The organism is Kitasatospora sp. NPDC041988, assembly GCF_055588525.1.
This window is the reverse complement of the sequence record NZ_JBVJCO010000014.1, coordinates 121,724-148,506: the sequence shown is the minus strand read 5'-3', so window position 1 is coordinate 148,506 and position 26,783 is coordinate 121,724. Positions and strand designations below refer to the sequence as shown.

The window sequence follows — 26,783 nt, the reverse complement described above, 5'->3', positions numbered from 1 at the left end:
TGTGACATGAGGCTGCGGAACGTCGAGCCGGGGGATGTCGGGGCCTACGTCCGGATGCGGTGCGATCCGGTGATGATGGCCGGGCTGGGCGGGCCGCTGCCGGTGGAGGGCATCGCGGACAAGGTCCGGCGGGACGTGCTGGACGCGGCGGCGGACCGGTCCTGGATCAAGATGATCGTCCCGGACGGGGCCGCGCCGGGCGAGGTGGCCGGGAGCGTCACGCTCTGGCCGAACGACGAGGACGGCGAGGTCGTCTCCGAGATCGGCTGGATGGTGCTGCCGGAGTTCCAGGGGCGCGGTGTCGGCAAGGCCGCCGTCCGGGCCGTGCTCGACCTGGCCGCCAGGGACGGCCGCTGGGGCCCGGTGCACGCCCATCCGGCGACCACCAACGGGCCGTCCAACGGCATCTGCCGCACGCTCGGTTTCCGGCTGATCGGCGAGCGGGAGGTGGACTTCGCGGGCCGGGTGCTGCGGGTCAACCACTGGGTCGTCGACCCCGTTCAGCGGCCCTGGGCAGCGGCGGAATAAATCGGATGCCCCCGCCGGAGGCCCCGCCGTACCGTGGGCGGATGGGCAACGATGCGTACGGCGAGACCCGTGACCCGGGCCGGGGCCGGCTGCGGGAGCGGACCGACACGGTCGGCGGGGTAGAGATCCGGGCGATCGCCGAGAGCGAGATCGAGGGCTGGGACCGGGCTCTGGCCCTGGGGTTCCTGCGCTCGCACGTGGAGAGCGCGGCGGAGTTCCGCCGGCTGCAGTGGCAGCCCGGGCGGGCGCTCGCGGCCGAGACCGAGGGCCGGTTCGTCGCCACCTACCGGAGCTTCGACGTCGAGCTGACCGTCCCCGGCGGGGCCGTCGTCCCGGCGAACGCGATCACCTCCGTCACCGTGACGGCCACCCACCGCCGGCGCGGCCTGCTGAGCCGGATGATGGCGCAGGACCTCACGGCCGCCCGCGAGCGCGGCGCCGCCGTCGCCGTCCTGATCGCCGCCGAGTACAGCATCTACGGCCGGTTCGGCTTCGGCCCGGCCACCCGTGGCCACGGCTGGAACGTCGACCTGCTGCGCGCCCGCGGCCTGCGCGACGGCCTGCCCACCGTGCCCGGCGGGCGGATCGACTTCCTCACCATGGAGGAGCTGCGCAAGGCGGGCCCCGAGCTGCACGACCGCTGGCGGCTCACCCAGCCCGGCGCGCTCGCCCGCGACGAGGTGTGGTGGAAGCGCCACACCGGCGCCGTCCCGGTGCCGGGCTTCGAGTGGAAGGAGCCCTTCGCCGCCGTCCACCGCGACGCCGAGGGCAACGCCACCGGCCTGGCCGTCTACCGGGTCGACGACACCTGGGACGGCAGCTACCCGAACTGCACGCTCACCGTGGTCGACTTCCTCGCACTCGACCGGGGCACCGCCGCCGAGCTGTGGCGGTTCCTGTTCGCGGTCGACTGGGTGCGCAAGGTCGTGATCGAGAACATCGGCCCGGACGATCCGCTGCCGCTGCTGCTCAACGACCCGCGCGCGGCCACCCCGTACGTGGAGAACGCCGACTTCATGTGGCTGAAGGTGCTCGACTTCGAGGCCGCGTTCAACGCCCGGACGTACGGCGCGCCCGGCCGGGTCGTGCTGGAGGTCAAGGACCGCGACGGCTACGCCGCCGGCCGCTGGGCGATCGAGGCCGCCGCCGACGGCACCGGCCGCTGCACCCGCACCACCGACGTGCCCGACCTCCTGCTCGGCTCCTCGGCGCTCGGCTCGCTCTACCTGGGCGGCGAGACGGCCCCCCGGCTGGCCGCGGCCGGCCTGGTCACCGAGGTCTGGGAGGGCGCCGCGGCCGCCGTCGACCTGGTGCTGCGCACACCGCTGCTCTCCTGGAACCCGGACAGCTTCTGAGCCGGGCCCACCCGGAGTACCGGCGCGGGGCCGGCTGTCTCCCCTCACCGCCGTGTGCGATCGGCGTTGCATGGCGGCCATGCGGGATGGCGACCGATGCACCGAGGCGGCGACGGACGCGGACCACATCCGCCGGATGAGGTGGAGGCCTCCCGGCGCTGGTGGGACGACCGGGGTCGCCCCGGCTTCGACCGGTTCGGCCTCACGGTCGGGCCCGAAGGCCACACCGTGTGGCTCGATTCCCCGGAGAGCCCGGTGCCACGCCGAGGCTGATGCCTATTGGTGGGGCCGAGCAGCAGAGCGTTTTATGGCCGGGCGCTCCCAACCCTGGGGCGCCCGGCCATGGCATTTGCTCTGTGGTTTGAGCGACCTTACTTGACGGCGGTTTTCCCAATGGTCGGCAGGATGAAGTCCTGAATGAGGCCCTTGGCGTCGCGGACGATCGGCCGGAAGACCCGGTAGCGCGAGAGGTTGATCACCCGGGCCGCCATGGGGGTGGACCGGCGGACGAACTCCCGGGTCCGCTCGGTGTCCTCGGTCCGGTCGAAGACCCAGTAGAGGACCACGACCATGAGGTGTAGCCAGAGCACGTCGGGCAGTAGCTCGACCAGCTCGGCGTCCAACTTCGGCGCCAGCTCCGAGCCCTGCAGCACGTCGCGGAAGAGTCCCACGGCGGTAGCCCGGGCCGGATGGGACTCGTTGGAGAACGGGCTCAGTGAGCTGGTCGGGTCGGCGGCCGTGCGGAAGAACTGCGCGGCGAACTCGTGGTACGGCGCGGCCGTGTCGAGCCAGGAGGTCAGCGCGATTTCCAGGCGCTCGGCGAAATCGCGCGTATTGGCCATGCGATTCCTGGCGTCCGCCGCATGGTCATAGGTCATTCGGTCGTAGAATCCTTGAATCAAGAATTCCTTCGCCGAAAAATAATAGTAAGCATTTCCGACCGAGACGCCTGCCTCAGTGGCAATGGCGCGCATGGTGGTCTTCTCGTAGCCGCGCTCCTGGAACAGCCGCATCGCGGTTTCCAGGATCAGGGCGCGGGTTGCCTCACTCTTGTCCGTCTTCGGCTGGGCCCTTCCGCCAGGAAGCTCCGCCGGGGCGGGGGTGCCGGTTGCGAGGCTGTCGCTGTTGCTCGACTTCTCCACGTCGGCCGACCTTACCGGGCCACGGCCAGGGCGCCCCTGGCCGTGCCCTTGTGCATGTGAACGTTCCTGACTGCCCTACTGGAATTCGGCCGCCACTCTTTCGACGAGAAGTAGTGGTAGGCGTTGCCGACCGAGACGCCGGCCTCGGCGGCGATGGCGCGCATGGTGGTCTTCTCGTAGCCGCGCTCCTGGAACGGCCGCATGGTCGTCTCCAGGATCAGGGTCCGGGTCTGCTCGCTCTTGTCGGTCTTCGGCTGGGCGCGGCTGCCGCGCACCTCGGCGGGCGGTGCCGCCGGGGTCGTCGGCGTACCGGCCGCACCCGTGGGGCTGTCCGTGCCGCCGGTGCCGCTCGTGCTGTCGGGTCCGTTCGTCGCTGCCAGGTCGTCCACGGCCTCGAGCCTAGCTGGGGATCACTCGGCTCCAGCCGGTGTCGGTGCGGACGGGACCGGATGCCCCCTCCGCATCCGGTACCGCCGCTCCGCCCCCGCTCATTTCGAACGCGTTCAAAAGCATGGGCATGACTCTAGGGGCTGGAGTTGAGCATGTTCAAGCCGGGGCGTGTGGGAAGCTCGTCACATGAACGCCACCATCCGCCGCGGCACCTCACACGACGCCGAGGACGTCGCCGGCCTGCACGCCCTCAGCTGGCGCACCGCCTACACCGGCATCGTCCCGGAGCAGGCGCTCGGTGACGGGATGACGGCCGCGCGGCGCGAGCTCTGGGCGCTGCGGCTGAGCGTCGACTACGGCGAACCGGCCAACACCCCCGAGCTGCTGATCGCCGAACAGGCCGGGAGCGTCGTCGGCTTCGTCTACCTGGTGCCGCAGGAGGACGGCCGGGTGCTGCTGGACAACCTGCACGTCCGGCCCGGGCGGACCGGCGGAGGCATCGGCCGCGCGCTGCTGGACGCGGCGCGCGAGCACGTCGCGCGGCAGCACCCCGGCGCCGACCTCTACCTGGAGGTGCTGCGCGACAACACCCGGGCGGTCGCGTTCTACGAGCGCGAGGGCGGCCGCCGGACGGCCGAGCAGGAGGGCGTCTTCCCGGGCGGCTACCTGCTGCCCGAGTACGAGTACACCTGGCCGGCGGCGTCGGTGCGGCCGCCGGTGCCGGTATCGGCGGGCCTTCAGTCGAAGTCGTAGACCGTCACCGGCACCCCCCGGTCCACCAGGCGGGCCGTCACCAGCGGCTCGACCGACTCCCAGCGCCCGCCCGCCAGCCCGCAGCCGATCCGTGGCATGTGGACGGAGGCGCCGAGCGCGAGCGCCTGCCCGGCCAGCGCCGCCAGCGCGGTGTCGATCGCCTCGTACCGCACCGGCGCGCCCGTCGACCGGCCGGTCCGGATGCCGCGCTGCCCGACCAGGTTGGCCACCCAGATGTACGGCTCGACCTGCACCAACTGTGCGGCGCCCAGGCCGAAGTCGTTCTTCGCGCGCTCCCGGTGCCAGCGCCGGAAACGCCGCCTCCGGCTCCGGCCAGCGCCGCGACACGGCCAGTACGAAGCCCTTGCCCCAGCCGCCGAGGTCGTTGCAGACGTGCGCGATCACCTTCACGCCCTTCGCCTGGGGCGCGGTGGCGTCGCCACGGACGTATCGGATGGTCGCCGTCTCCATGCCCGAACGCTAGCTTGCGGCGGTGACAGTCCGTTCGGAATTTTCGGGCCGCGAGGGAGCGCCCGGCCGCGAGGGAGTACCCGGCGCCGGGGGAGCGACCGGCACCGAGGGAGAGCCCGGTATCCGCAGGTGGCGGCGGCCCGCCAGGGCGATCAGCAGGGCGAGCGCGGCGGCCCCCGCGGGCAGCCAGTAGCCGGTGCCGGGTGCGGCGCGTTCGGCGACCGCCCCGGCGAGGGCCGCGCCGGCGGAGATGCCGACCACGATGCCGGACACCGCGACCGCCATGCCCTCGTTCAACTGCCTCTGCGGCAGCAGCTCCTGGATCAGTGTCATGCCGGTGACCATGGTCGGCGCGGTGCCCGTCCCGGCCGCGAACAGCATGGCGCCGAGCACGGCCAGCCCCGCGCCGCCCACCCCGGCGGCCAGCGGTAGGAGCAGCAGGACGGCCATCGCGGTGACACCGAGCAGGAAGCGGACGCCCGGCGCCCGGCGCGGCCGGAGCAGCCCGAAGACCAGACCGGTCACGCACGAGCCGCCCGCGACCAGCGCCAACAGCCCGCCCGCCACCGGCTTCTGTCCGAGCGCGTCGGCGTAGGCCACGGTGGTCAGCTCCAGCGAGCCGAAGACCACGCCGGTGGCGAGGAAGGTCAGCAGCAGCACCCGCAGTCCCGGCACCCGCAGCGGTGAGTCGTGACCGCGGCCCGACGGGCGCTCCGCGAGCGGGGGTTCGGTCCGTCGCTGGGCGGCGAAGAGCAGGGCGCCCGTGGATCCGAGCACCCCGGCGGTGAGCATGCCGGCCTCCGGCGCGACCGTGGTGCAGAGCAGCATCGCGAGCACCGGCCCGGCCATGAAGCAGAGCTCGTCCAGCGCCTGTTCGAAGGAGTTGGCGAGGTGCCGGGCGGCCGGGTCGGTCCGGTAGAGGTGTGCCCAGCGGGCCCGCGCCATTCCGCCCAGGTTCGGCGCCGCCGCGCAGGCCGCCCAGCAGGCGTACAGCGTCCAGTCGGGCGCGCCGGAGCGGACGCAGATCAGCAGGCCGGCGAACGGGACGGCGTTGTAGAGCGTGGCCGGGACGGCCACGCGCGCCTGCCCGTACCGGTCGACCAGGCGGCCGAGCAGCGGCATGCCGATCGCCCCGGTGACCAGGCCGACCGCCGAGACGGTGCCTGCCAGCGCGTACGAGCCGCGACGTTCGGCGAGCAGCACCACCAGCGAGACGCCGGTCATCGACATCGAGAGCCGGCCGAACAGTCCGGCGAGGGTGAAGGCGGTGGTGCCGGGCAGGGCGAAGAGCCGTCGGTAGGAGGCGAGCACGGTACTCCGAAGCAGAGAGTGGGGGAGGGGTGCTCCCAGCCTCAGGCAGCGGCCCGGGGGCGGTCCAACACCTGTTTCGCCGCACTGACAACATGATGTTGTTAATCTGCCGCCATGCCCTCCGACCTGCACCCCCGCCTGCTCCGCGGCTTCGTCGCGACGGCCGAGACCCTGCACTTCGGCCGGGCCGCCGAGCGCCTGCACGTAGCCCAACAGGCGCTCAGCCGGGACGTCCGCGCGCTGGAGAAGCTGCTCGGCGACGCGCTCTTCACCCGGACCACCCGCAGCGTCGAACTCACCCGGGCGGGGTTGCAGTTGCTGCCGAAGGCACGCCAACTCCTCGCCCTGCACGACGAGATCGTGACGGCCGCCGAGCACCGTCCACTGCTGCTGGACGTCAACAGCAACGTCAACGGCCTCGACCTGACCTCCGACCGGATACTCGAACCGGCCCGTGCCGCCTGGCCGGAGGGTGACATCCTGGCCCGCTTCCTCGGCGGTCTGGCGGCGGCGGCCGAGGAGCTGCTCGCCCACCGGCTCGACGCCTCGCTCGGCCGCTTCGCCGGCCTGGACGCCCGGGTGCGGCGCCAACTCGTCCAGACCCCGGTGCGGTTGGAGCGGGTCTCGGTGATGATGGCGGACGGCCACCCGCTGGCCGGCCGTCCGGTGCTGCGCCTCGCGGAGCTGGCCGGTCACCCCGTGGACATCTGCGCCGGGAACCCGGCCACCACCGAATGGGCCGACTTCGGCGCCCGGCTGCTGCGCGAGCACGGGCTGACGGGGGCGGCGCCGTACGTCCCGCCGGTCGGCGTGGAGGAGACCGCCCGCTACCTCACCCGGCACGGCGACCCGATGCTGACCACCACCAGCGGGCCGCTGATCCCGGGTGTGGTGAACGTGCCACTGGTCGAGCCGGTGCCGCTCAGCCTGGTCAGCCTGGTGCACCGCCCGGGCCTGAGGCACCCGGGGCTGACGGCGCTGCGCGCGGCGGCCGCCGAGCTCGGCGCCCGGGAGGGGTGGCTGCGGCGCCCGGCGGGCAGTTGGCTGCCGGCCGCCGATACGGAGCTGCTGGTGGCGGTGGCGCTGCCGAGGGTGTAGTTCGTCCCGGCCGTGGCCGGTTCGTCCCGCCGGATGCCGGCGGATCCCGCCGGACCGGAATTCGGCGGCCGACAGGCGTTGTTGTGCCCGGAGACGTCACCACCCCTGCCGTTCGGGGGTCGGCAGGGGTGGTGCGTGTGCGGGGCGGTCGCCACGGCGACCGCCGGTGCGAAGGTCGGTACAGCGGCCGTGGTCGGCCGGTTCAGGCCGCCTTGACGGCGGAGATGTCGAAGCTGAGCTTGACCTTCTCGCCGATCAGCACGCCGCCGGTCTCCAGCGCGGCGTTGTAGGTGAGGCCCCAGTCGGTGCGGTCGAGGACGGCCGAGCCCTCGAAGCCGACCCGCTCGGCGCCGTAGGCGTCGGTGGCGCTGCCGGTGTAGTCGAGGTCCAGCACGATCGGGCGGGTGGTGCCCTTGATCGTGAGCTCGCCGTTCAGCCGGTACGAGTCGCCGCGCAGGCGCTCGGCGGAGGTGCTGCGGAAGCGGATCTCCGGGTGGGCGTCGGCGGCGAAGAAGTCGCCGGTGCGCAGGTGCTCGTCGCGCTGGGCCTGGTTGGTGTCGATGCTCGCGACCTGGATCACCAGTTCGGCGCTGGAGTTGCCCGGGGTGGTGCCGTCCAGGTGCAGCTTGCCGTCGTAGTCGGTGAAGCGGCCCTTGACGTTGGTCACCATGGCGTGGCGCACCGAGAAGCCGACCTCGCTGTGGGTGGTGTCGATGGCCCAGTCGCCGGTGAGGTGGCCCAGGTCCGGGCCGGCGGGGGTGTCGATGACGGTGGTGGCGGTGGCGGTCTTGTTGCGGTTGAAAAGGCCCATGGCTCCTCCTCGGGTTCGAAGCCATTTGTTTAGGCTTCAACTTGTTGGCTCCACTGTAGGACGGTTTCGTTCAAAGTTCAACCATGGAGTGGGGGTGGTTACGCCACCCGGTACCGTCGACCCCGGTCCGGCCGTGCGGCTTGACCCTCGACCTGGTCGAGGCCCCAGAGTCCCAGGCATGGAGAGCGACCTGCGCAGCATCGGCGAACTGGCCCGCGACAGCGGCCTCGGCGTCAGCGCGCTGCGCTTCTACGACGGCGCCGACGTCCTCACCCCCGCCTGGGTCGACCCGCAGACCGGCTACCGCTGGTACGCGCCGGACCAGCTCGCCGACGCCCGGCTGCTCTGCCGGCTGCGGCGGGTGGGCCTGCCCCTGGCCGGCATCCGGGCCGTGCTCGGCGCGGCCCCCGGCGACGGCACGGCCCACCGGGTGCTCGACGCGCACCTGCGGCGGCTGGAGGACGGCCTCGCCGACGCCCGCCGGGAGCTCTCCCTGATCCGCACGCTGATCGACCAGAGGGAGAACCCCGTGACCACCGACCCCGCCGCGCACGGCTTCACCGTCCCCGCCCGCGAGCTGGCCGCCGCCCTGGACGCGGTCCGCTTCGCGGTCGGCAGCGACCCCGAAGTGCCCATGCTGTCGGGCGTGTTGTTCGACCTGGACGGGGGGCTGCTGCGGCTGGTCGCCACCGACCGGTACCGGATGGCACTGGCCGAACTCCCCGCGCCGTCGGCGTCCTCGACGGGCGCGATCGTCCCGACCGCGCTGGTCGACGCCGTCCGCGCGCTGCTCGGCTCCGGCGCCGAGGAGGCGGAACTGGTCCTCGGCGCCGGGCGGTTCGGCGTCACGACCGGCGGTCACCGGATCGAGGGCGCCACCCTCGACCACGACTACCCCGACTACCGCTCGCTGGTCCGGCTCGACCCGGTCCACCGGGTCGGCCTGCCCGCCGCCGAGCTGCGCGGCGCCGTCGAGTCCGGCGCCACCCGCAGCCTGCCCTCCGGCCCGCACGGCGCCGCCTGCGAGGTCACCGTGCTCACCCTCGACCGGGACGGGCAGCTCACCATCGCCTCCGACGGCGCCGAGCCGGCCCCCGACGACGTCCGGGTGGCGGTCAACCGCGACTTCCTCCTGGACGCCCTCCGGGCCGGCGGGCCCGAGCAGCTCGTCCTCGAAATCGGCGGCCCGATCGCCCCGCTGGCCATCCGGACGGCCGGGCGGGACGGCACCTTCTCGATCCTGATGCCGATCCGGGTCCCCGAGCTCGCCTGAGCGCGTGCGTCTGATCGCTCACGCGTGACCGTTCTCGTCCGATCGCACAGTCCGCGGCCGGGACCGGCCTCACTCGGCCGGATGGGGGCCGCCGAGAGCTTCGAGACGGCCTGGGTGGCACTCGCGCCCGCCGCACGCCGGTGCCTGGAGCTGGCCCACCGCTCCTGGCTCGACGGCGGCCTGCCGGTGGGCGCGGTGCTCACCGACGCGGGCGGCGCGATCGTCGCCGAGGGCCGCAACCGCGCGTACGACCCGCCGGGCGGCGCGGACCCCCTCCAGGGCACCCCGCTCGCCCACGCCGAGCTGAACGCGCTCGCCGTCGCGCGCACCGAGTGGGACCTCTCCGCGCACACCCTGTGGAGCAGCCACGAGCCATGCGGGGTGTGTGCCGCCGCCGCGTCCTTCACCGGCGTCGGCACCGTCCGCCACCTCGCGCCGGACCCGTGGGCCGTCGCCACCGGCCATGTCGCCGCCTCGTCGGCCTCGGCCGGCCCGTCCGGCCTGCCCAGCCCGTCCGGCCCGTGCGGTCCGTCCGGTCCGCGCTGGGCGGGGCTGGCCGCCAACCTGCTCTTCCTTGCCGACGCGGTCCGCGCCGGTGCCCGGACCACCGCACCGTCCTCGCCGCCCTGGCGGCGGATCCGCTCACCACCCGGCTGGCCCTCGACCTCGCCGCCGACCGGTCGGCCCCCGAGGGCGACCTCCGCACCCTGCTCGCCTCCCGCTGGTCCCGGATCGCCGAAGCGGCCAGGCCCTGAACCTCGCCCGCCACCGTGTCGGACAGCGGCCACCAGTCGGTCACCGCCTCTCCGCCTCCCCGCGCCTTGGAGCCTCCCGCCCCGGGCCGCCGCCGCGTTTGCTGCTGTTAGCACCGTGCTTGCATTTGCAAGCGCGGTGGTGCAGCCTGTTCGCATGGCCTCACTGAATGTCGGTTCGCTGGGCGAGTACATCCGCGAGCAACGGCGGAACGCGCAGTACTCGTTGCGGCAGCTGGCCGAGGCCGCCGGCGTGTCCAACCCCTACCTCAGCCAGATCGAGCGAGGGTTGCGCAAGCCGAGCGCGGAGATTCTCCAGCAGATCGCCAAGGCGCTGCGGATCTCGGCGGAGACGCTCTACGTCCAGGCCGGGATCCTGGAGGAACGGCGGGGCGAGGGCCTGGAGCTGCGGGCCTCGATCCTGGCCGATCCGCTGATCAACGAGCAGCAGAAGCAGGCGCTGCTCGCGGTCTACGACGCCTTCCTCAAGGAGAACGCCGCGCGCAAGGACACGGACGCGGTGCCCGAAGACCCTGAAGCCGACCGGCCGAAGACCGCCGGCCCGGCAACCTAGACCACGGGAGGACCGGCCATGCCGATCACGGACGAGATCAAGAAGACCCTGAGCGACCCGACCCCGCTCTACGCCCTCGCCGGCGCGGGCGACCTCGCCTACGAGAAGCTGCGCGAGGTGCCCGGCAAGGTCGAGGCGCTGGCCGCGGACCGCAAGGGCGCGCAGGAGAAGGCCACCGCCAGGCTCCAGGAGGCGCAGACCCGGCTGGTGGAGGCGCAGACGAAGGTCGCGGACACGGTGACCACGCTGCCCACCGACTTCAAGGTGCTCCAGGAGAAGGCGCAGAGCTTCGCGCTCCAGCAGGTCGGCCGCGCGGTCGAGCTGGCGGTGAAGGCCAAGGAGGCCTACGACGAGCTGGCCGAGCGGGGCAAGGGCGTCGTCGACCGGGGCCGTCCCGCCGAGTCCACGCCGGCGGCCGAGTCCGCCGCCGCGAAGCCGGTGGAGGCCGAGCCCGAGGCGGTCGACGCCGAGCTGGTCGAGGACGACGAGCCCGAGGCGGAAGCCGCCGCCGAGCCCGCAGCCGAGCCCGCCGCGAAGAAGTCCCCCCGGGCCCGCAAGAGCGCCGAGTAGTCCGCCGGCCACCCGGCGGAGCGCCGGGAGCCATCCCGGCCCGGTTGAGCCCGGGCCGTCCGGGGCACATCTGGTGACCTCGGGACGTTGACACCGTGGCGAGCGGATCGCCGTGCCAGGATGGGCGGCGGCCGGGAGGCCGGAGCCGAGACGCAGAGGAGAGCGCGATGGGCGGAGTGGCTCAGGTCCTGGGCTTGGACTACCTGAACCCGTTCTGGTGGCTGGCGGTCGCCATCCTGGGTTTCAAGCTGTTCGCCCTGGTCGACGCGGCCACCCGACCGGATGACGCGTACCGGGCGGCGGACAAGAAGACCAAGGGGTTCTGGCTGGCGGTCCTGGGGATCGCGTTCGGGCTGGACCTGCTGTTCGGGGCGAACTTCCTGACCAGCTTCCTGACCCTGGCGGGCCTGGTCGCGGCGATCGTCTACATGGTCGACGTCCGCCCGGCGATCCGGGAGCTGACCGGCCGTGGTGGCGGCCGGGGCGACCGGCGCAACATGGGCCCCTACGGCCCCTGGTAGTCGGCGGGCAGTCCGCGGCAGTACAGGCGCGGGCAGCCGCGGGCAGGACAAGAGCAGGACGAGGGCAGGGCTGGCGTCGAGCCCCGGCACGCGGAACCATCCGCGCGCCGGGGCTCTCCGTATGCGGCCCCGTCCCGGTCATGCGGGCCCGCCCCGGTCAGCCCAGGATCAGCTGCACCGGGTTGCGCTCCAGCAGCAGCACGGCGACATCGTCCGTCAGCGCACCGCCGTTCAGCTCCTCGACCTCGGCGATCGCACTGTCCACCAGGCGGCCCCTGGTCAGCCCGGCGGACTGGTGGTCGCCGATGAGGTCCGCCAGCCCGTCCTGGCCGAGGCGGCGCGAGCCGGCCCCGACCCGGCCCTCGATCAGGCCGTCGGTGTAGAGCAGCAGCCGCCAGCCGGCGGGGAGTTCGACCCGGTGCGCGGGCCAGACGGCCAGGCCGTCGTCGCAGGGGAGCAGGCCGAGTGCGGGGCCGGCGACGTCGGCCGGCAGCATCACCGGCTTCTGGCCGGCGCAGAGCAGCAGCGGCGCGGGGTGGCCGGCGAGGTAGAGCCGGGCGTGTTCGACGGCGCCGAGCGAGTCGAGCCGGCCGGCGGCGTCGCCGGGCTCGATGACCAGCATGCAGAGCGTCGCGAAGATCTCGTCGCTGCGTCGCTCGTGCTCCAGGACATGCTGAAGGGTGGTCAGCAGGGCCTCGCCGGTGAGGCCGGCGAAGACCAGGGTGCGCCACGCTATCCGGAGCGCCACGCCGAGCGCGGCCTCGTCCGGGCCGTGGCCGCAGACGTCGCCGATCACGACGTGGACGGTGCCGTCGTCGGTGCGTACGGCGTCGTAGAAGTCGCCGCCCAGCAGGGCGCGGCGGCGGCCGGGGCGGTAGCGCCGGGTGAAGGAGAGCCCGGCGCCCTCCAGCAGCGGGGTGGGCAGCAGGTGGCGCTGGAGCCGGGCGTTCTCCTGACCGCGCAGCTCGGCCTCGACCAGCCGGCGCTGGGACTCGTCGGCGCGCTTGCGCTCGACGGCGTACCGCAGGGCGCGGGCGAGCAGCGGGCCGTCCGTCTCGTGCTTGATCAGGAAGTCCTGCGCGCCGGCGGCCACCGCGGCGGCTCCCAGCTCGGCGCCGGCGGCGTCGGTGAGCACCACGACGGCGGTGTGCGGGGCCCGGCGGAGCAGCTCGTGCAGGCCTTCCAGGCCGTCCGAGGCGTCCGAGGGGTGGGGCAGGTCGGCGGGGGCGGCGAGGTCGAGCAGGACGCAGCTGAAGTCGGTGCCGCGTGCCCGGCCGCGCCGGGACGAGGCGGGGGCCAGCAGCTCGGAGGCCTGGTCCAGGCCGCGGGCCCAGTGGATCTCGATCGGGGCGCCGCTGTCGGCCACCGCGGCCTTGAGCAGTTCGGCGTCGGAGGCGTCGTCCTCGATCACCAGCAGCCGGAGCGGGGTGGCCTGGGGTGCGGCGGGCGACGGCCCGGGGGCGGCGGCGTCCGACCGGGGGTGGGGTATCGGGGGAGGCGCCGTGGCCGGGCCGGCCGGCTTGTCGGCGGTGGACCGGTTGCGGGCACGGCCGGGGCGGGCACCGTCGAGGGTGCCCGGCAGGTCGGCGGCACCAGGTGCCCGCCCGTCTCCCGTTGCGGGCATCGGTTGATCCTCCCTTTCCCCGAGTGCGTAACGGCCGGAGTCCGTCCGCAGTGCCCGCGTGGCACCCTGCGTCGGGGAACTTCTCGCGACCATAACGTGATCTCCGGGGAACTCTCTGGCCGACCGGCACGGTTGTGGTGGGTGCCACGCCGGTGGTGGTGTGGTGAACAGGACATGGGGATGACCGGGGCCCCTGCCGGCAGGCGCCGGGCCGGGCCCGGAAGGGCGGACACGGTGGTGACGCGGATCACCCTGGTCGAGGGTGACATCACGGAACAGCAGGTGGACGCGGTGGTGAACGCCGCCAACTCCTCTCTGCTCGGTGGCGGCGGTGTGGACGGTGCGATCCACCGCAAGGGCGGGCCGCAGATTCTGGAGGAGTGCCGCAGGCTCAGGGCCTCGCACTGGGGCCGGGGGCTGCCGACCGGGCAGGCGGTGGCGACCACGGCGGGGCGGCTGCCGGCCCGCTGGGTGGTGCACACGGTGGGGCCGGTCTACCGGGAAGAGGAGTACGACGTGCGGGCGGAGCAGCTGGCCTCCTGCTATCGCGAGTCGCTCCGGGTGGCGGCGGAGCTGGGCGCGCGCACGGTGGCCTTCCCGGCGGTGTCGGCCGGGGTGTACGGGTGGCCGCTGGAGGACGCGGCCCGGATCGCGCTCGGCACCGTCGTGGCGGAGGTGCCGGGGGCGGCGGGTGAGCTGGCGGAGGTGCGGTTCGTGCTGTTCGGTGCCGAGGCGTACCGGACGTTCGAACAGGTCTGGCGGGCGATGGAGTCGGAGGGGCGGAAGGAGGAGGGGTGGGGGCTGGAGGGGCAGGACTGAGGCGCCGGTCGGATGCCCCCCATGGTGGCGTGACCAGGCGTCAACACGCCAGAGATATTCGATAACTCGTTCGAGTGAATCCCCGGGCTCGTTCAGCCGCGCGGCAGCGCGGCAGCGGCCGGGCGCCTACGGGGCGAGCGCCGTCCACGGCACGGTGACCTCGCCCTGCCGCCACCGCCCGCGTGCGTCCACCAGGGGCCAGCTGCCCGCCAGCGCCGTGCAGGCGGCCACCCAGCGCTGCCGGGCCCCGAACGCCCCGTAGGGCGCGGCCGCCGCCCAGGCCCGGTCGAAGTCGGTGAGGAAGGCGTGCACCGGCCGGCCCGGCACGTTGTGGTGGATCAGCGCCTTGGGCAGCCGCTCCGCCAGGTCGGACGGCTGTCCGAGCCCGCCGAGCCGGGCCGCGAAGGTCACCGTCCGCGGGCCCTGCGGCCCGAGCGCGACCCAGACGTGCCGGCGCCCGATCTCGTCACACGTCCCCTCGACCAGCAGCCCGTCCGGCGCCAGCCGGGCACAGAGCCGCTCCCACACGCCGGCCACCGCCGACTCCTCGTACTGCCGCAGCACATTGGCGGCCCGGATCAGCTGGGCGGGCTCGCCGCGGTCGAGCGGCACCTCGAAGCCGCCGCGCCGGAAGGTGAGCAGCGGCGGCTCGGCGTACGGCAGCGCGGCCGCGACCCGCTCCGGCTCGATCTCGATCCCCACCACCCGGACGTCCGGCCGCACCGCCCGCAGCCGCCCGGACAGCTCGACCGCCGTCCAGGGCGCGGCGCCGTACCCGAGGTCGACGGCGACCGGCGGTCGGTCGGCGGAGCGCAGCGCGGGGCCGAGCGTGTGGGCGATCCAGCGGTCCATCCGCCGGAGGCGGTTGGTGTTGGTGGTCCCGCGGGTGACGGTTCCCACCGGCCGCCCCGCCCGCCCGCGGGCAGGCGTGGTCACGGAATCGAAGGAGGCGGCCATGCCGAAAAGCGTACGCGGCCGCCCCGGGGGGCCCTGCCGCCCGCCCCCGGCCCCGGTCCGTCCGGCCCGCGCCCCGCGCCCGCCTCGCCGCCCCCTGCACGCCGCGTCCCGCCGTCCCGCGCTCCACTCCGGCGCGCCGCGCTCCGCCCCACTCCGGCGCGCCCGTAGGCCCGCACCGCCGCCCGTCCGCCGTCGTGGGCCATCTCATGTGCCGAGACGGGAATGCCGGTCGGTGACCCGGTGGTTGGCACACTGGTGGTGATGTGCGCCCGGACGGGGCAGCTCACCGCCCGCGCCGCGACCGCGACGCGGCGGTGCGGCGTGGGCGGTGCTCACACACCGCACGGCAGGCGGCGCACAGCAGGCAGGCAGGGCTGCGGAGCGCCGCGCAGACAGAGCAGGGCTGCAGAGGCGGGCAGCACAGAGGAGGCTTCAGCCAGGTGATCCAGCACCCCGTCCGTTCGGTACGCCGTGCCCAGCCGACCCCGCCCGCGCGGGGCCGGCTCCAGTCGCTGGTCACGGGCGGTCGGCGCCGCCCGCGCCGGATAGCCATGCTCTCCGTCCACACCTCCCCACTGCACCAGCCCGGCACCGGCGACGCCGGCGGCATGAACGTCTACATCGTGGAGCTGGCCAAGCGGCTCGCCGCGCTGGACATCGAGGTCGAGGTCTTCACCCGGGCGATCTGCTCGGACGACGCGCCCACCGTCGAGCTGGCCCCGGGCGTCCTGGTCCGGCACGTCACCGCCGGCCCGTTCGAGGGGCTGGTCAAGGAGGACCTGCCGGCCCAGCTCTGCGCCTTCACCCACGGTGTGCTCCGGACGGAGGCCGGCCACCGCCCCGGCCACTACGACCTGGTCCACTCGCACTACTGGCTCTCCGGCCAGGTCGGCTGGCTGGCCGCCCAGCGCTGGGGCGTGCCGCTGGTGCACACCATGCACACCATGGCGAAGGTCAAGAACGCCGCGCTGGCCGAGGGGGACACCCCCGAGCCGGCCGCCCGGGTGATCGGTGAGACGCAGGTGGTCGAGGCCGCCGACCGGCTGATCGCCAACACCACCGAGGAGGCCGCCGAGCTGGCCCTGCACTACGCGGCCCGCCCGGACCAGCTGGCCGTCGTCCACCCGGGCGTCAACCTGGACGTCTTCCGCCCGGGCGGCCCGGAGGCGCGCGCCGCCGCGCGGGCCCGGCTCGGCCTGCCGCAGGACGCCGCGGTGCTGCTCTTCGCCGGCCGGATACAGCCGCTGAAGGCGCCGGACGTGCTGCTCCGCGCGGTCGCGGCGCTGCTGGAGCGGCAGCCGCAGCTGCGCGAACGGCTGGTGGTGCCGGTGGTGGGTGGTCCGTCCGGCACCGGGCTGGCCAAGCCGGAGAGCCTGCACAAGCTCGCCGCCCAGCTGGGCATCTGCGACGTGGTCCGGTTCCACCCGCCGGTCGGGCAGGCCCAGCTCGCCGAGTGGTACCGCGCGGCGACGGCGCTGGTGATGCCCTCGTACAGCGAGTCCTTCGGGCTGGTCGCGCTGGAGGCGCAGGCCTGCGGGACGCCGGTGGTGGCGGCCGCGGTCGGCGGCCTGCCGGTCGCGGTCCGGGACGGTGTGACCGGCACGCTGGTCCGCGGCCACGACCCGCAGGCCTGGGCGCAGGCGCTGAAGCCGTACGTCACCGAGCCGGGCCTGCTCGCCCGGCAGGGGGAGGCGGCGGCCCGGCACGCCGCCGGGTTCGGCTGGGACACCGCGGCGGCGACCACCGCCGAGGTGTACGCCGGCAGCCTGGCCCGCCCGGCCGGCCGCCTCGGCGGCTCCCGTCGCCGTCTGGCCTGAGCCCGCCCCGCTTTCGGGCGCCGGTACCGCCGAGTAACGTCACTCCCATGGCAATCCGCACCAAGGACGAGGCCCTGACCCTCCTGCGTACCGCCCTGGACGACGCCGGGGTGGCCTGGGAGCCGGCCACCACCGACCCGTACACGCTGGTGGCGGCCCTCCCGGGCACCCGCAAGCTGAGCACCACCTGTGCGCTCAGGGTCGGCGACCACACCCTCTCGGCGAACGCCTTCGTGATCCGCCGTCCGGACGAGAACCACGAGGCCGTCTACCGCTGGCTGCTGGAGCGCAACACCCGGCTGTACGGCGTCGCCTACGCGATCGACGCGCTCGGCGACGTCTACCTGGCGGGCCGGCTGCCGCTGGAGGTGCTCACCCCGGACGCCGTGGACCGGCTGCTCGGGACGGTGCTGGAGAACGCCGACGAGCCGTTCAACACCTTGCTGGAGCTGGGCTTCGCCTCCGCCATCCGGCGCGAGTGGGAGTGGCGCACCAAGCGCGGGGAGTCCACCCGCAACCTGGCCGCCTTCGCCCACCTCGCCGGCCCGGCCACCGAGCCCCCGAGGCCGAGGCCGTCGCCGAGTAGCCCCGTCGCCGAGTAGCCCTGCCGCCGGGTAGCCCGCCGACCAGCCGCGGGTTCAGGAAGCCGCCGGGGCCGGCTCGGCCTCGGCGTCCGCCTTCCCGGGCGCCACCGACGTGCTCGCGCCCCCGGCCACCCCCGCTGTTGCCGCGCCCGGCCGCCGCCCGAGCACCGCGTACCCGGCCGCCGCGATCGTGCCGCAGACCGCGCAGGCGCCCCACATGGCGCCACCACCGGCCCGCTCCAGCAGCACTCCGCCGACCGCCGGTCCGAGGAACGAGGCGAGCGACCAGGAGAGCGAGTACACGCCCTGGTAGCGGCCACGGGCGTGGGTCGGGGACAGCTCGGCGACCAGGCCCATCATGGTCGGCGCGTTCAGGATCTCGCCGATCGTCCAGACCGCCACGGTGAAGGCGTAGAACCAGGCGGACGACCCGGCGAGCGCGGTCAGCCCGAAGCCCCAGCCGATGAACAGTGCGCTGGCGACCAGCAGGGCGGTCCGGTTGCGGTTCTCCATCCACCGGGTGAGCGGGATCTGCAGCAGCACGATGAGCAGCCCGTTGAGGCCGATCACCAGTCCGTACTGGGTGGAGGTGATGCCGGCCCGGCCCATGTCCACGGCGAGCGTGGTGCTGCCCTGCTGGGCGACCAGGGCGAGCAGCAGGTTGAGCGCCACCACCGCCATGAAGCGGGCGTCCCGGAACACCGTGCCGAGCCCGATCGCGGGCTCGCCCGCCTGCGCGGCCGGGGTGTCCGGCTTGGTCTCGGGGATCCGGACGAAGATCACCACCGCGCAGACCAGGGTGGAGAGCGCGTCCAGCAGGAAGAGCGTGAGGTAGCCATGGGTGGCGATCAGGCCGGCGGCCGCCGCCGAGAGGCCGAAGCCGATGTTGATCGCCCAGTAGTTCAGCGAGTAGGCGCGGACCCTGTCCTCGGCGGGCACGATGTCCGCGATGATCGCCGAGGTGGCGGGCCGCGTCGCGTTGTTGCAGAGGCCGACCAGGAAGGCGACCGCGGCGATCGCCACCTGACCGTCGGTGAAGCCGAGCACCGCCGTGAACAGCGCGGTGCCGAGCTGCGCGACGACCAGCGTCGGCCGCCGCCCGATCCGGTCGGTCAGCACCCCGGCGCCGACGGACGCGATCGCCGAGCCGAGGCCGAACAGCGAGGCGACCAGACCCGCGTACGATGCCGAGTAGCCCCGGTCCGCGGTGAGGTAGAGCGCCAGGAACGTGACGACGAACCCGCCGAGCCGGTTGATCAGGGTGCCCGTCCAGAGCCACCAGAACTGCCGGGGCATCCCGCCCATCGTCTCGCTCGCGGCTCTCCGGATTCGGGCGGAGACGGGCAGATCGGGCATGTGGGGGCTCCCGGGCGGCAGGTGTGCCGCTGAGCGGTACCGGTAGGTCCGGACAGCGGCCAGGTAAGTGGCACAAGTGCAGTGCGCACATTACACCGGAGGGGAGGTCCGGACCAGGGGGTTTTTTCGGCCTCCACTAAGCTGGGGGCCATGGCTGACACGACGTACCGACTCATCCTCCTCCGCCACGGCGAGAGCCAGTGGAACCAGAAGAACCTGTTCACCGGTTGGGTCGACGTCGACCTCAACGAGAAGGGCGAGAAGGAGGCCGCACGTGGTGGCGAGCTCCTCGCCGCCGAGGGCCTCTTCCCCGATGTGGTGCACACCTCGCTGCTGCGCCGTGCGATCCGCACCTCGCAGATCGCCCTGGACAAGGCCGATCGCCACTGGATCCCGGTCAGCCGCAGCTGGCGTCTGAACGAGCGCCACTACGGCGCCCTGCAGGGCAAGGACAAGGCCCAGACCCTGGCCGAGTTCGGCGAGGACCAGTTCCAGCTCTGGCGCCGCTCGTACGACACCCCGCCGCCGGTGCTGGCCGACGACGCCGAGTACTCGCAGGCCGGTGACGCCCGCTACGCGGACATCCCGAGCGAGCTGCGTCCGCGCACCGAGTGCCTCAAGGACGTCGTCGACCGGATGCTCCCGTACTGGTACGACGACATCGTCCCGGACCTCGCCGCCGGCAAGACCGTCCTGGTCACCGCCCACGGCAACAGCCTGCGCGCGCTGGTCAAGCACCTGGACGGCATCTCCGACGAGGACATCGCCGGCCTCAACATCCCGACCGGCATCCCCCTGGTCTACGAGCTGGACGCCGACTTCAAGCCGGTCGCCAAGGGCGGCCGCTACCTCGACGCGGAGGCCGCCGCCGCCGCCATCGAGGCGGTCAAGAACCAGGGCAAGAAGTAAGCCACTTGCCGAAACGGCCCCACTCCCCGCCGTGTGCGGGAGTGGGGCCGTTGCCGTTCGGTCGTCCAACTCGGCTTCCCTGCGAGGCTGTTGTTCGCCCCGTAGGCGATTCGGCCAAGTGGTTCAGACCATTGACGGGCGTCGTGGCGGCTCCTACCGTGTGAGCACCGACCTGGCGCAGACATGCCGGCGATCTCCCCGGATCGCCCCGGCCGCCGCACCCCCACGCGCGCGCGTCCGTGCCCGGCGCACTCCATCCACCCCCACGGAGGAGCACCATGCGCACACGTCATCTCGTCGGAGCGGCGGTGGCCGCGCTCGCGGTACCGCTCACGCTCGCGTTGCCGGCGCAGTCGCACGGCTACATCACGACCCCGCCCAGCCGGGCCGCGCTCTGCGGGGCCGGGACGGTCACCGGTTGCGGTGAGATCGAGTGGGAGCCGCAGAGCGTGGGAGGGAACGACAGCACGGCACCACTCGGTACCGGGGCGCGCGACCGTCTCCCACGGCGGCCGCGCACCCCGGAACTCCGCCGGGCGCCGGGCTCAGTGCCCGCAGCAGCCTCCGCTGACGCCGCCGCACTGGCAGGGGGCGCCGGACTGGCAGCCGCAGCCGCAGCCCGGACCGCAGCCGCAGCCGGCCGCAAGGACGGGCAGCAGCTTCGGGGCGGGCGGCTCGACGGTGTCGTGTGCCGGGGTCGGTCGAGTCGGGTTTGCCTTCATCGCGCTGGACCCTCCTTGTGACGGGCACACTTCGGTGCCTACGGCATCGAGTGAAACCGCCGATCGGAGGGAGCGTCAACGGGCGCGCAGTGGTGGGGCGCCCGAAAGGCCGTGCGCCCTCACCACCCCGGCCCGAGGTTTACTCACCCCCCGGGGTGAGCGCCCCATCCGTCAGGTCACTTCCCGGCGGCCTCCGCGGCCTCGGTGGCGGCGACGAACTCGTTCACGTGCTCGCCGGTCACCAGGTACACCACGCGCTTGGCCACCGAGACCGCGTGGTCGGCGAAGCGCTCGTAGTAGCGGCCGACCAGGGTGACGTCCACGGCCGTCTCGATGCCGTGGTGCCAGCGGTCGTCGATCAGGTGCGCGAACAGCTCGCGGTGCAGCGCGTCGATCGCGTCGTCGTCCTGCTCCAGCTCCAGCGCCTTCTCGACGTCCTTGGTGGCGATCACCAGGCCCGCCTTGGCCACCAGCCGCTGGGCGAGCTGGCCCATCTCCAGGACGGTCGCGTGCAGGTCGCGCGGGACGGCCGAGTCGGGGTAGCGCAGCCGCGCGACCTTGGCCACGTGCCGGGCGAGGTCGCCGCAGCGTTCGAGGTCGGCGCTCATCCGCAGCGAGGTGACGACGATGCGCAGGTCGGTGGCGACCGGCTGCTGGCGGGCGAGCAGGTCGATCGCCCGGTTCTCCAGCTCGTGGTGCAGGTCGTTGATCTTGCCGTCGGCGGCGATCACGCTCTCCGCCAGCGTCAGGTCCGCGTCGAGGAGCGCGGTGGTGGCCCGGCCCAGGGCCGAACCGGCCAGCCGGGCCATCTCGACCAGGCTGTCGCCGATCGAGTCGAGTTCCTCGTGGTACGCGTCGCGCATGCTCTCTCCTCAGTAGCTGTGTCGGTGGCGGTGCCGACCGGTCGTCCCGTACGACCGTCGGTACGGCATTCGGGCGACCGCTGCTGGTGGCGCGAATGGTACGCGCGCACCGGGGCCGACGGACGGGTGTTCGGTCCGCCGCCCCTCCCACACGGGCTGCGTGGCCAACTTTCGGCCGTCCGGGCGACCACGCACGACCCGTGCGGTGAATCGGCAGCTACGTGAAGGTGAATTCTCGGCAACGTGCGGCCGATCCCTTGATCCGACCCTTGGGGAGGGCCCTGGCCGTGCGCTTAGGCTGGCCGTATGGACGTGAACGTGGCCGCCGCCGCTGCCTGCGCCATAGCCGGGCTCGGCGTCGGCCTCACGGCCTCCATCGCCTTCCGTTGGAGCGAGCGCGAACAGGCCAGGAGCAGGTACGGCGGCACCAGCGGCAAGAACCGACAGCAGGCGCTCGGCGCCACCACCACCCACGAGCCCCCGCTGCCCCCGGGGGTCGACACCGTACTCTCCGTGCTCCGATCCTGCGCGATCGTGCTCGGCGAGGGCGACGAGGTGGTCAAGGCCAGCTCGGCGGCGTACGCGATGGGCCTGGTGCGCGGCGGTGCGGTCGCCGTCGACCCGATGCTCGCACTGGCCCGCGCCACCCGCCGGGACGGCGAGATCCGCCAGGTCGAGCTGGAGGTGCCCCGCCCGGGCACGGTGCGTACCGCCGAGCCCCTCGCGGTGTCCGTCCGGGTCGCCCCGCTGGGCTCCCGGCTGGTCCTGGTGCTGGTCGAGGACCAGACCGACCGCCGCCGGGTGGAGGCGGTCCGCCGTGACTTCGTCGCCAACGTCAGCCACGAGCTCAAGACCCCGGTCGGCGCGCTCTCGCTGCTCTCCGAGGCGGTCGCCGACGCGTCCGACGACCCGGAGGCGGTCCAGCGCTTCGCCGGGCGGATGCAGATCGAGGCGACCAGGCTGGCCAGCCTGGTCCAGGAGATCATCGACCTCTCCCGGGTCCAGGACGACCGGCTGATGGTCGACCCGGAGCCGGTCGCGGTGGACGAGCTGATCACCGAGGCGATCGACCGCTGCCGCCAGCAGGCCGCCGCCAAGCAGATCCTGATCGCGGCCGGCGGCATCGCCGGCCTCTACCTGCACGGCAACCGCGGCCAGCTGGCCGCCGCGCTCGGCAACCTGGTGGAGAACGCGGTCAACTACAGCCCGCCGCGCACCCGGGTGGCGATCGCGACCCGCCGGATCTCCAGCGCCGCCGCCCTCGGCGAGGCCGACGGCGAGCTGATCGAGATCTCGGTCACCGACCAGGGCATCGGCATCTCCGAGAAGGACCGCGAGCGGGTCTTCGAACGCTTCTACCGCGTCGACCCGGCCCGCTCCCGCCAGACCGGCGGCACCGGCCTCGGCCTCTCCATCGTCAAGCACGTGGCCGCCTCGCACGGCGGTACCGTCTCGGTGTGGAGCGTCGAGGGCCAGGGCTCCACCTTCACCCTGCGCCTGCCCGCCGGGCAGGCCCCCGCGGACCACACGCTCCCCGCCGGGGAGTCCGCGCAATCCCTGTCAGAAACAACCCCCCAGCTTGCCCCGGAGGCCTGATCGTGACCCGAGTACTGGTGGTCGAGGACGAGGAGTCGTTCAGCGACGCCCTGTCGTACATGCTCCGCAAGGAGGGCTTCGAGGTGGCCATCGCCGCCACCGGCCCCGACGCGCTCGAGCAGTTCGAACGGAACGGTGCCGACCTCGTCCTGCTCGACCTGATGCTGCCGGGCCTGCCCGGTACCGAGGTCTGCCGCCAGCTCCGGGTGCGCTCCAACGTCCCGGTGATCATGGTCACCGCCAAGGACAGCGAGATCGACAAGGTCGTCGGTCTGGAGATAGGTGCGGACGACTACGTCACCAAGCCGTACTCCACCCGGGAGCTGGTCGCCCGGATCCGCGCGGTGCTGCGCCGCCGCGGCGAGACCGAGGGCCCCGGCGAGGGCGGCGGTCCGGGTGCGCTGGAGGCGGGCCCGGTCCGGATGGACGTCGACCGCCACGTGGTGACGGTGGACGGCGCCAAGGTGGACCTGCCGCTCAAGGAGTTCGACCTGCTGGAGATGCTGCTGCGCAACGCGGGCCGGGTGCTCACCCGGATGCAGCTGATCGACCGGGTCTGGGGCGCGGACTACGTCGGCGACACCAAGACGCTGGACGTCCACGTGAAGCGCCTGCGGGCGAAGATCGAGCCGGATCCGGGCGCGCCGCGCTACCTGGTCACGGTCCGTGGCCTCGGCTACAAGTTCGAGCCGTAAACCCGGGTCGGGCCTTCGGCGCGGACCCGAGCAGAGGACACGCGCGCAGGGCACGAGCAGAGGACACGAGCGCAGGGATGCCCCCTCCGGCAGGTGCCGGAGGGGGCATCCCCTGTTGTTCAGCCCTGGACGGCCGCGGGTCAGTGGGTCCCGGCGGACGGCGCGGCGGTGCCAGCGGTGGTGGCGGCGCCGGACGGCGTGGCGCCCGGGGTGGCCGCACCGGTGGCGGGGGCGGTGGCCCCGGCGGTGGTGGCGGCGGACGGCGAGCCGGCGGCCTTGGACGGGACGGCCGCCGGGCTGGCGGTCGGGCCCCAGCCCTTGTACAGGCCGGCGTTCGGGCTGACGGCGGCCTCGGTCTCGACCTTGTCGCCGCTCTTGAAGCCGAACGTGGTGGGCGCGTAGCCGCCGACGACCACGCTGACGGAGGCGACCTTGGCGGACGGGTTGCCGTCACCGCCCAGCAGCACGGCGCCGCCCGCGGGGATGATGAGGGAGCCCACCGGGGCGCCCTTCTCGTCGGCCAGGGCGGCGGCGCTGGTGCCCACGTTGACGGACTGCAGCTCGACCGGCGTGGTCCCGGAGTTGCTGATGTTCACCGTCACGTTGGCGGGGCCGGTGTACTCGCCGGAGGTCTCGTCCCCGGTGACGACGACGATGTTGTTCAGCCGGATGTTGGTGCCCAGCGTCGCCTGGGCGTTGTCGGGCTTGATCTCCAGAGTGTCCGGCGAGTTGCCGGCCGCGCAGGACGACAGCGAGGCGATGGCGAGGGCGGCGATGGCGGCGATGCTGCCGACTCGAATGCTGCGGCTCACGGCGGCGGCTTCTCCTAGGTCACGTGGCGGTTGGTCGGTCTCAGATTATCGACCTTGCTTATGCGCTCCTCACGGGGTGGTCCCCGTGTCGCACGCCGAAGCTGTCCCGGGCGCCCGTACGGCGGCACATCGCCGTGTCCAGGTCAAAATCGACCAAGATCGGATCACGATCGGGAAACGGCCCGATAAACGGTGAAATCCCAAGATCCAATCACGGTTTCGGGAGTGTTGCCGCAGGTTTCGGTGGGTGCCGGAACGGCCTCCGACCTGCGGGAAGCCCCCGTCGAACACCGGTCGCAGCACGTCATGGGGGTCCTTGTCAAGCCCCGAGACCCGCCCTGACCTGCGAAAACGCCCTTCGGGTGCGCCGAAAAGCGTGTTATTCTGGAAAGCCACGGAAGGGGTCCTGTCACATGACGTTCAAGGTTGGCGACACGGTGGTCTACCCCCATCACGGGGCCGCGCTGATCGAGGCCATCGAAATTCGCCAGATCAAAGGTGTGGACAAGACCTACCTGGTGCTCAAGGTGCAGCAGGGAGACCTGACGCTCCGCGTGCCCGCCGAGAACGCGGAGTTCGTCGGCGTGCGCGATGTGGTCGGCCAGGAGGGTCTGGACCGGGTCTTCGAGGTGCTCCGCGCACCGTACACCGAAGAGCCGACCAACTGGTCCCGTCGCTACAAGGCGAACCTGGAGAAGCTCGCCTCGGGTGACGTTATCAAGGTCGCCGAGGTTGTGCGCGATCTCTGGCGTCGCGAGCGCGAGCGCGGTCTGTCGGCCGGCGAGAAGCGCATGCTCGCCAAGGCACGCCAGATTCTCGTCAGCGAGCTCGCGCTGGCCGAGAACACCAACGAGGACAAGGCGGAGACGCTGCTCGACGAGGTGCTCGCCTCGTAGCGCAGTCGGGCTGCCGCCCACCGCTCACAGCGCCCGATGCCGGCGCGCCGCTCCCCGGACGAACCGTCCTGGAGTGGTGCAGTGGCACTTCGGGCGCTGAGGCGTGTCCGGACGACGCCCCCTCACCCGAGCCGGCCGGTCCCGGGTCTGCATGACCGTTTCTGCGCGTGCTGCTTCTGCGTGTGCCGCGGTGCAAGGTCGGCGGGCGGAGGACCATGGTGCTTTCGGAAGGGGTCCGGACGCCCGTCGTGCACGCGGTCGTCGTGCACGCCATGGCCATACCCACTTCGCCGAAGGAGTGAAACCTGAACGCCGCAGCAGCAGTTGCAGCAGCAGTGGTGCCCGCCGCGGGACGCGGTGAGCGGCTGGGGCCCGGAGCCCCCAAGGCCCTGCGGGAACTGGGCGGGGTGCCGCTCCTGGTGCACGCCGTCAGGGCGCTCGCCCGCAGCCGGGCCGTCGGCCTGGTCGTGGTCGCCGCGCCGGCCGACGGGGTGGCCGAGGTGGTCGGCCTGCTCGACAGCCACGGACTGGACGGCAAGGACATCCGGGTGGTGGCCGGCGGGGCGACCCGCCAGGAGTCGGTCCGGCTCGGCCTCGCCGCCATCCCGCCCGAGGTGGAGATCGTCCTGGTGCACGACGCGGCCCGGCCGCTCGTCCCGGTCGAGGTGGTGGACGCGGTCGCGGCCGCCGTCCGGGCCGGGGCCGAGGCCGTGGTGCCCGCCGTTCCGCTGGCCGACACCGTCAAGCGGGTCGAGCCCAACCCGGGCGGCCCCGAGCCGGTGCTCGACACGCCCGACCGGGCCACCCTGCGGGCGGTCCAGACGCCCCAGGGTTTCCGCCGGGAGACGCTGGCCGAGGTGCACGCCAAGGCGCTGACCGAGGAGGCCGAGGGCGGCCTGCCGCCGGTCACCGACGACGCCGGCCTGGTGGAGCGCTTCGGCGGCCGGGTGGTGGTGGTGCCCGGCCACGAGGAGGCGTTCAAGGTGACCCGTCCGCTGGACCTCGTGCTCGCCGAGGCCGTACTCGCCCGCCGGAGGGCATCCGATGGCTACTGACCCGACGAAGACCGTCGATCCGTACGTACCGCTGATCCCCCGGGTGGGCATCGGCACCGACGTGCACGCCTTCGAGGCCGGCCGCCCGCTCTGGGTCGCCGGGCTGGAGTGGCCGGGCGCCGAGTACGGCCTGGCCGGGCACTCGGACGCCGACGTGGCCGCGCACGCCTCCTGTGACGCGCTGTTCTCGGCCGCCGGGATCGGCGACCTGGGCGCGCACTTCGGCACCGACCGGCCTGAGTGGTCCGGTGCGTCCGGGGCCACGCTGCTCAAGGAGGCGGCCCGGCTGGTGCGCGAGGCCGGCTTCGAGATCGGCAACGTCTCGGTCCAGGTGATCGGCGTCCGGCCGAAGATCGGCAAGCGCCGGGACGAGGCCCAGGCCGCGCTCTCGGCGGCGGTCGGCGCGCCCGTCTCGGTCTCCGGCACCACCACCGACGGCCTCGGCCTCACCGGCCGGGCCGAGGGGCTGGCGGCGATCGCCACCGCCCTGGTGTACGAGCGGCGCTGAGGGCCCCGGCGGGCCGGTCGT

26 protein-coding genes and 1 pseudogene are annotated in these 26,783 nt (G+C 73.4%); 17 read left to right on the top strand and 10 right to left on the bottom strand.

The window, feature by feature from the left end:
• Positions 1–6: 6 nt before the first annotated feature.
• Together ACZ6NC_RS16815 and ACZ6NC_RS16810 are read left to right on the top strand one after the other, a co-directional pair.
• Entirely contained in the window at positions 7–528 is a 522-nt protein-coding gene (locus ACZ6NC_RS16815) for a GNAT family N-acetyltransferase (protein WP_465733311.1), read from the top strand.
• Positions 529–569: 41 nt separating this feature from the next.
• Positions 570–1,883, top strand: a complete 1,314-nt coding sequence (locus tag ACZ6NC_RS16810; protein WP_465733309.1) for a GNAT family N-acetyltransferase — start codon at positions 570–572, stop codon at positions 1,881–1,883.
• A gap of 371 nt (positions 1,884–2,254) precedes the next feature.
• On the opposite strand, the gene ACZ6NC_RS16805 is transcribed toward ACZ6NC_RS16810, so the two are convergent.
• The gene (locus ACZ6NC_RS16805; protein ID WP_465733307.1) at positions 2,255–3,025 is read right to left on the bottom strand and encodes a TetR/AcrR family transcriptional regulator; all 771 of its coding nucleotides are present in this window, start codon (positions 3,023–3,025) and stop codon (positions 2,255–2,257) included.
• An 11-nt stretch (positions 3,026–3,036) separates the two neighbouring features.
• Complete coding sequence (locus ACZ6NC_RS16800; protein WP_465733305.1) at positions 3,037–3,414, bottom strand: helix-turn-helix domain-containing protein; 378 nt, start codon at positions 3,412–3,414, stop codon at positions 3,037–3,039.
• A gap of 187 nt (positions 3,415–3,601) precedes the next feature.
• Between ACZ6NC_RS16800 and ACZ6NC_RS16795 the strand changes: the two genes are divergently transcribed.
• Entirely contained in the window at positions 3,602–4,168 is a 567-nt protein-coding gene (locus tag ACZ6NC_RS16795) for a GNAT family N-acetyltransferase (RefSeq protein WP_465733303.1), read from the top strand.
• Here ACZ6NC_RS16795 and ACZ6NC_RS16790 read toward each other — a convergent pair.
• Positions 4,153–4,639 (bottom strand): annotated as a pseudogene (locus ACZ6NC_RS16790) (macro domain-containing protein). The gene ACZ6NC_RS16795 and the pseudogene ACZ6NC_RS16790 sit on opposite strands and share 16 nt — an antisense overlap.
• 9 nt (positions 4,640–4,648) lie before the next feature.
• On the bottom strand, positions 4,649–5,950 hold the full coding sequence (locus ACZ6NC_RS16785; protein ID WP_465733301.1) for an MFS transporter: 1,302 nt from the start codon (positions 5,948–5,950) through the stop codon (positions 4,649–4,651).
• A 114-nt stretch (positions 5,951–6,064) separates the two neighbouring features.
• Here ACZ6NC_RS16785 and ACZ6NC_RS16780 point away from each other — a divergent pair, with 114 nt between their 5' ends.
• Positions 6,065–7,048 (top strand): LysR family transcriptional regulator, encoded by a 984-nt coding sequence (locus ACZ6NC_RS16780; protein ID WP_465733299.1) that lies wholly within the window; start codon positions 6,065–6,067, stop codon positions 7,046–7,048.
• Between the two features lie 202 nt (positions 7,049–7,250).
• Here the strand turns inward: ACZ6NC_RS16780 and ACZ6NC_RS16775 are convergent, their stop codons facing one another.
• The gene (locus tag ACZ6NC_RS16775) at positions 7,251–7,859 is read right to left on the bottom strand and encodes a YceI family protein (RefSeq protein WP_465733297.1); all 609 of its coding nucleotides are present in this window, start codon (positions 7,857–7,859) and stop codon (positions 7,251–7,253) included.
• A gap of 178 nt (positions 7,860–8,037) precedes the next feature.
• On the opposite strand from ACZ6NC_RS16775, the gene ACZ6NC_RS16770 reads away from it, so the two are divergent.
• The 4 genes from ACZ6NC_RS16770 to ACZ6NC_RS16755 all read left to right on the top strand — a co-directional run bounded on the left by ACZ6NC_RS16770 (position 8,038) and on the right by ACZ6NC_RS16755 (position 11,549).
• Complete coding sequence (locus ACZ6NC_RS16770; RefSeq protein WP_465733295.1) at positions 8,038–9,132, top strand: DNA polymerase III subunit beta family protein; 1,095 nt, start codon at positions 8,038–8,040, stop codon at positions 9,130–9,132.
• Between the two features lie 81 nt (positions 9,133–9,213).
• Complete coding sequence (locus tag ACZ6NC_RS16765; protein ID WP_465733293.1) at positions 9,214–10,458, top strand: helix-turn-helix domain-containing protein; 1,245 nt, start codon at positions 9,214–9,216, stop codon at positions 10,456–10,458.
• Positions 10,459–10,476: 18 nt separating this feature from the next.
• Positions 10,477–11,028: a hypothetical protein gene (locus tag ACZ6NC_RS16760; RefSeq protein WP_465733291.1), complete on the top strand. Its 552-nt coding sequence runs from the start codon at positions 10,477–10,479 to the stop codon at positions 11,026–11,028.
• A gap of 167 nt (positions 11,029–11,195) precedes the next feature.
• Positions 11,196–11,549, top strand: coding sequence for a DUF2516 family protein (locus ACZ6NC_RS16755; RefSeq protein ID WP_465733290.1), 354 nt, complete (start codon positions 11,196–11,198; stop codon positions 11,547–11,549).
• 157 nt (positions 11,550–11,706) lie between these two features.
• Here the strand turns inward: ACZ6NC_RS16755 and ACZ6NC_RS16750 are convergent, their stop codons facing one another.
• Complete coding sequence (locus ACZ6NC_RS16750; RefSeq protein WP_465733288.1) at positions 11,707–13,173, bottom strand: PP2C family protein-serine/threonine phosphatase; 1,467 nt, start codon at positions 13,171–13,173, stop codon at positions 11,707–11,709.
• A 237-nt stretch (positions 13,174–13,410) separates the two neighbouring features.
• Here ACZ6NC_RS16750 and ACZ6NC_RS16745 point away from each other — a divergent pair, with 237 nt between their 5' ends.
• Positions 13,411–13,992 carry an O-acetyl-ADP-ribose deacetylase gene (locus tag ACZ6NC_RS16745; RefSeq protein WP_465733286.1) on the top strand — a complete coding sequence of 194 codons (582 nt, stop codon included), beginning with the start codon at positions 13,411–13,413 and terminating at the stop codon, positions 13,990–13,992.
• A gap of 126 nt (positions 13,993–14,118) precedes the next feature.
• Here the strand turns inward: ACZ6NC_RS16745 and ACZ6NC_RS16740 are convergent, their stop codons facing one another.
• Positions 14,119–14,949 (bottom strand): methyltransferase domain-containing protein, encoded by an 831-nt coding sequence (locus tag ACZ6NC_RS16740; protein ID WP_465733284.1) that lies wholly within the window; start codon positions 14,947–14,949, stop codon positions 14,119–14,121.
• 443 nt (positions 14,950–15,392) lie between these two features.
• Here ACZ6NC_RS16740 and mshA point away from each other — a divergent pair, with 443 nt between their 5' ends.
• Positions 15,393–16,766, top strand: coding sequence for a D-inositol-3-phosphate glycosyltransferase (mshA, locus tag ACZ6NC_RS16735; protein ID WP_465733392.1), 1,374 nt, complete (start codon positions 15,393–15,395; stop codon positions 16,764–16,766).
• A gap of 47 nt (positions 16,767–16,813) precedes the next feature.
• Complete coding sequence (locus tag ACZ6NC_RS16730; RefSeq protein ID WP_465733282.1) at positions 16,814–17,368, top strand: type III secretion system chaperone family protein; 555 nt, start codon at positions 16,814–16,816, stop codon at positions 17,366–17,368.
• A 36-nt stretch (positions 17,369–17,404) separates the two neighbouring features.
• On the opposite strand, the gene ACZ6NC_RS16725 is transcribed toward ACZ6NC_RS16730, so the two are convergent.
• Positions 17,405–18,706: an MDR family MFS transporter gene (locus tag ACZ6NC_RS16725; RefSeq protein WP_465733280.1), complete on the bottom strand. Its 1,302-nt coding sequence runs from the start codon at positions 18,704–18,706 to the stop codon at positions 17,405–17,407.
• A 150-nt stretch (positions 18,707–18,856) separates the two neighbouring features.
• On the opposite strand from ACZ6NC_RS16725, the gene ACZ6NC_RS16720 reads away from it, so the two are divergent.
• Positions 18,857–19,615 carry a phosphoglyceromutase gene (locus ACZ6NC_RS16720; RefSeq protein WP_465733278.1) on the top strand — a complete coding sequence of 253 codons (759 nt, stop codon included), beginning with the start codon at positions 18,857–18,859 and terminating at the stop codon, positions 19,613–19,615.
• 898 nt (positions 19,616–20,513) lie between these two features.
• On the opposite strand, the gene phoU is transcribed toward ACZ6NC_RS16720, so the two are convergent.
• A complete protein-coding gene (gene phoU / locus ACZ6NC_RS16715) occupies positions 20,514–21,200 on the bottom strand; it encodes a phosphate signaling complex protein PhoU (protein WP_465733276.1) in 687 nt (228 codons plus the stop codon).
• A 306-nt stretch (positions 21,201–21,506) separates the two neighbouring features.
• Between phoU and ACZ6NC_RS16710 the strand changes: the two genes are divergently transcribed.
• Both ACZ6NC_RS16710 and phoP read left to right on the top strand, forming a co-directional pair.
• A complete protein-coding gene (locus tag ACZ6NC_RS16710) occupies positions 21,507–22,796 on the top strand; it encodes a sensor histidine kinase (protein WP_465733274.1) in 1,290 nt (429 codons plus the stop codon).
• Between the two features lie 2 nt (positions 22,797–22,798).
• A complete protein-coding gene (phoP, locus tag ACZ6NC_RS16705) occupies positions 22,799–23,491 on the top strand; it encodes a two-component system response regulator PhoP (protein ID WP_148644185.1) in 693 nt (230 codons plus the stop codon).
• A 140-nt stretch (positions 23,492–23,631) separates the two neighbouring features.
• Here phoP and ACZ6NC_RS16700 read toward each other — a convergent pair whose 3' ends face one another.
• Complete coding sequence (locus ACZ6NC_RS16700; RefSeq protein WP_465733272.1) at positions 23,632–24,303, bottom strand: DUF461 domain-containing protein; 672 nt, start codon at positions 24,301–24,303, stop codon at positions 23,632–23,634.
• A gap of 413 nt (positions 24,304–24,716) precedes the next feature.
• Here ACZ6NC_RS16700 and ACZ6NC_RS16695 point away from each other — a divergent pair, with 413 nt between their 5' ends.
• The 3 genes from ACZ6NC_RS16695 to ispF all read left to right on the top strand — a co-directional run bounded on the left by ACZ6NC_RS16695 (position 24,717) and on the right by ispF (position 26,762).
• Positions 24,717–25,199, top strand: a complete 483-nt coding sequence (locus tag ACZ6NC_RS16695) for a CarD family transcriptional regulator (RefSeq protein WP_030244332.1) — start codon at positions 24,717–24,719, stop codon at positions 25,197–25,199.
• Positions 25,200–25,504: 305 nt separating this feature from the next.
• Entirely contained in the window at positions 25,505–26,254 is a 750-nt protein-coding gene (ispD, locus tag ACZ6NC_RS16690; protein WP_465733390.1) for a 2-C-methyl-D-erythritol 4-phosphate cytidylyltransferase, read from the top strand.
• A complete protein-coding gene (ispF, locus tag ACZ6NC_RS16685; protein ID WP_465733270.1) occupies positions 26,244–26,762 on the top strand; it encodes a 2-C-methyl-D-erythritol 2,4-cyclodiphosphate synthase in 519 nt (172 codons plus the stop codon). Before ispD ends, ispF begins: the two co-directional genes overlap by 11 nt.
• Positions 26,763–26,783 lie beyond the last annotated feature (21 nt).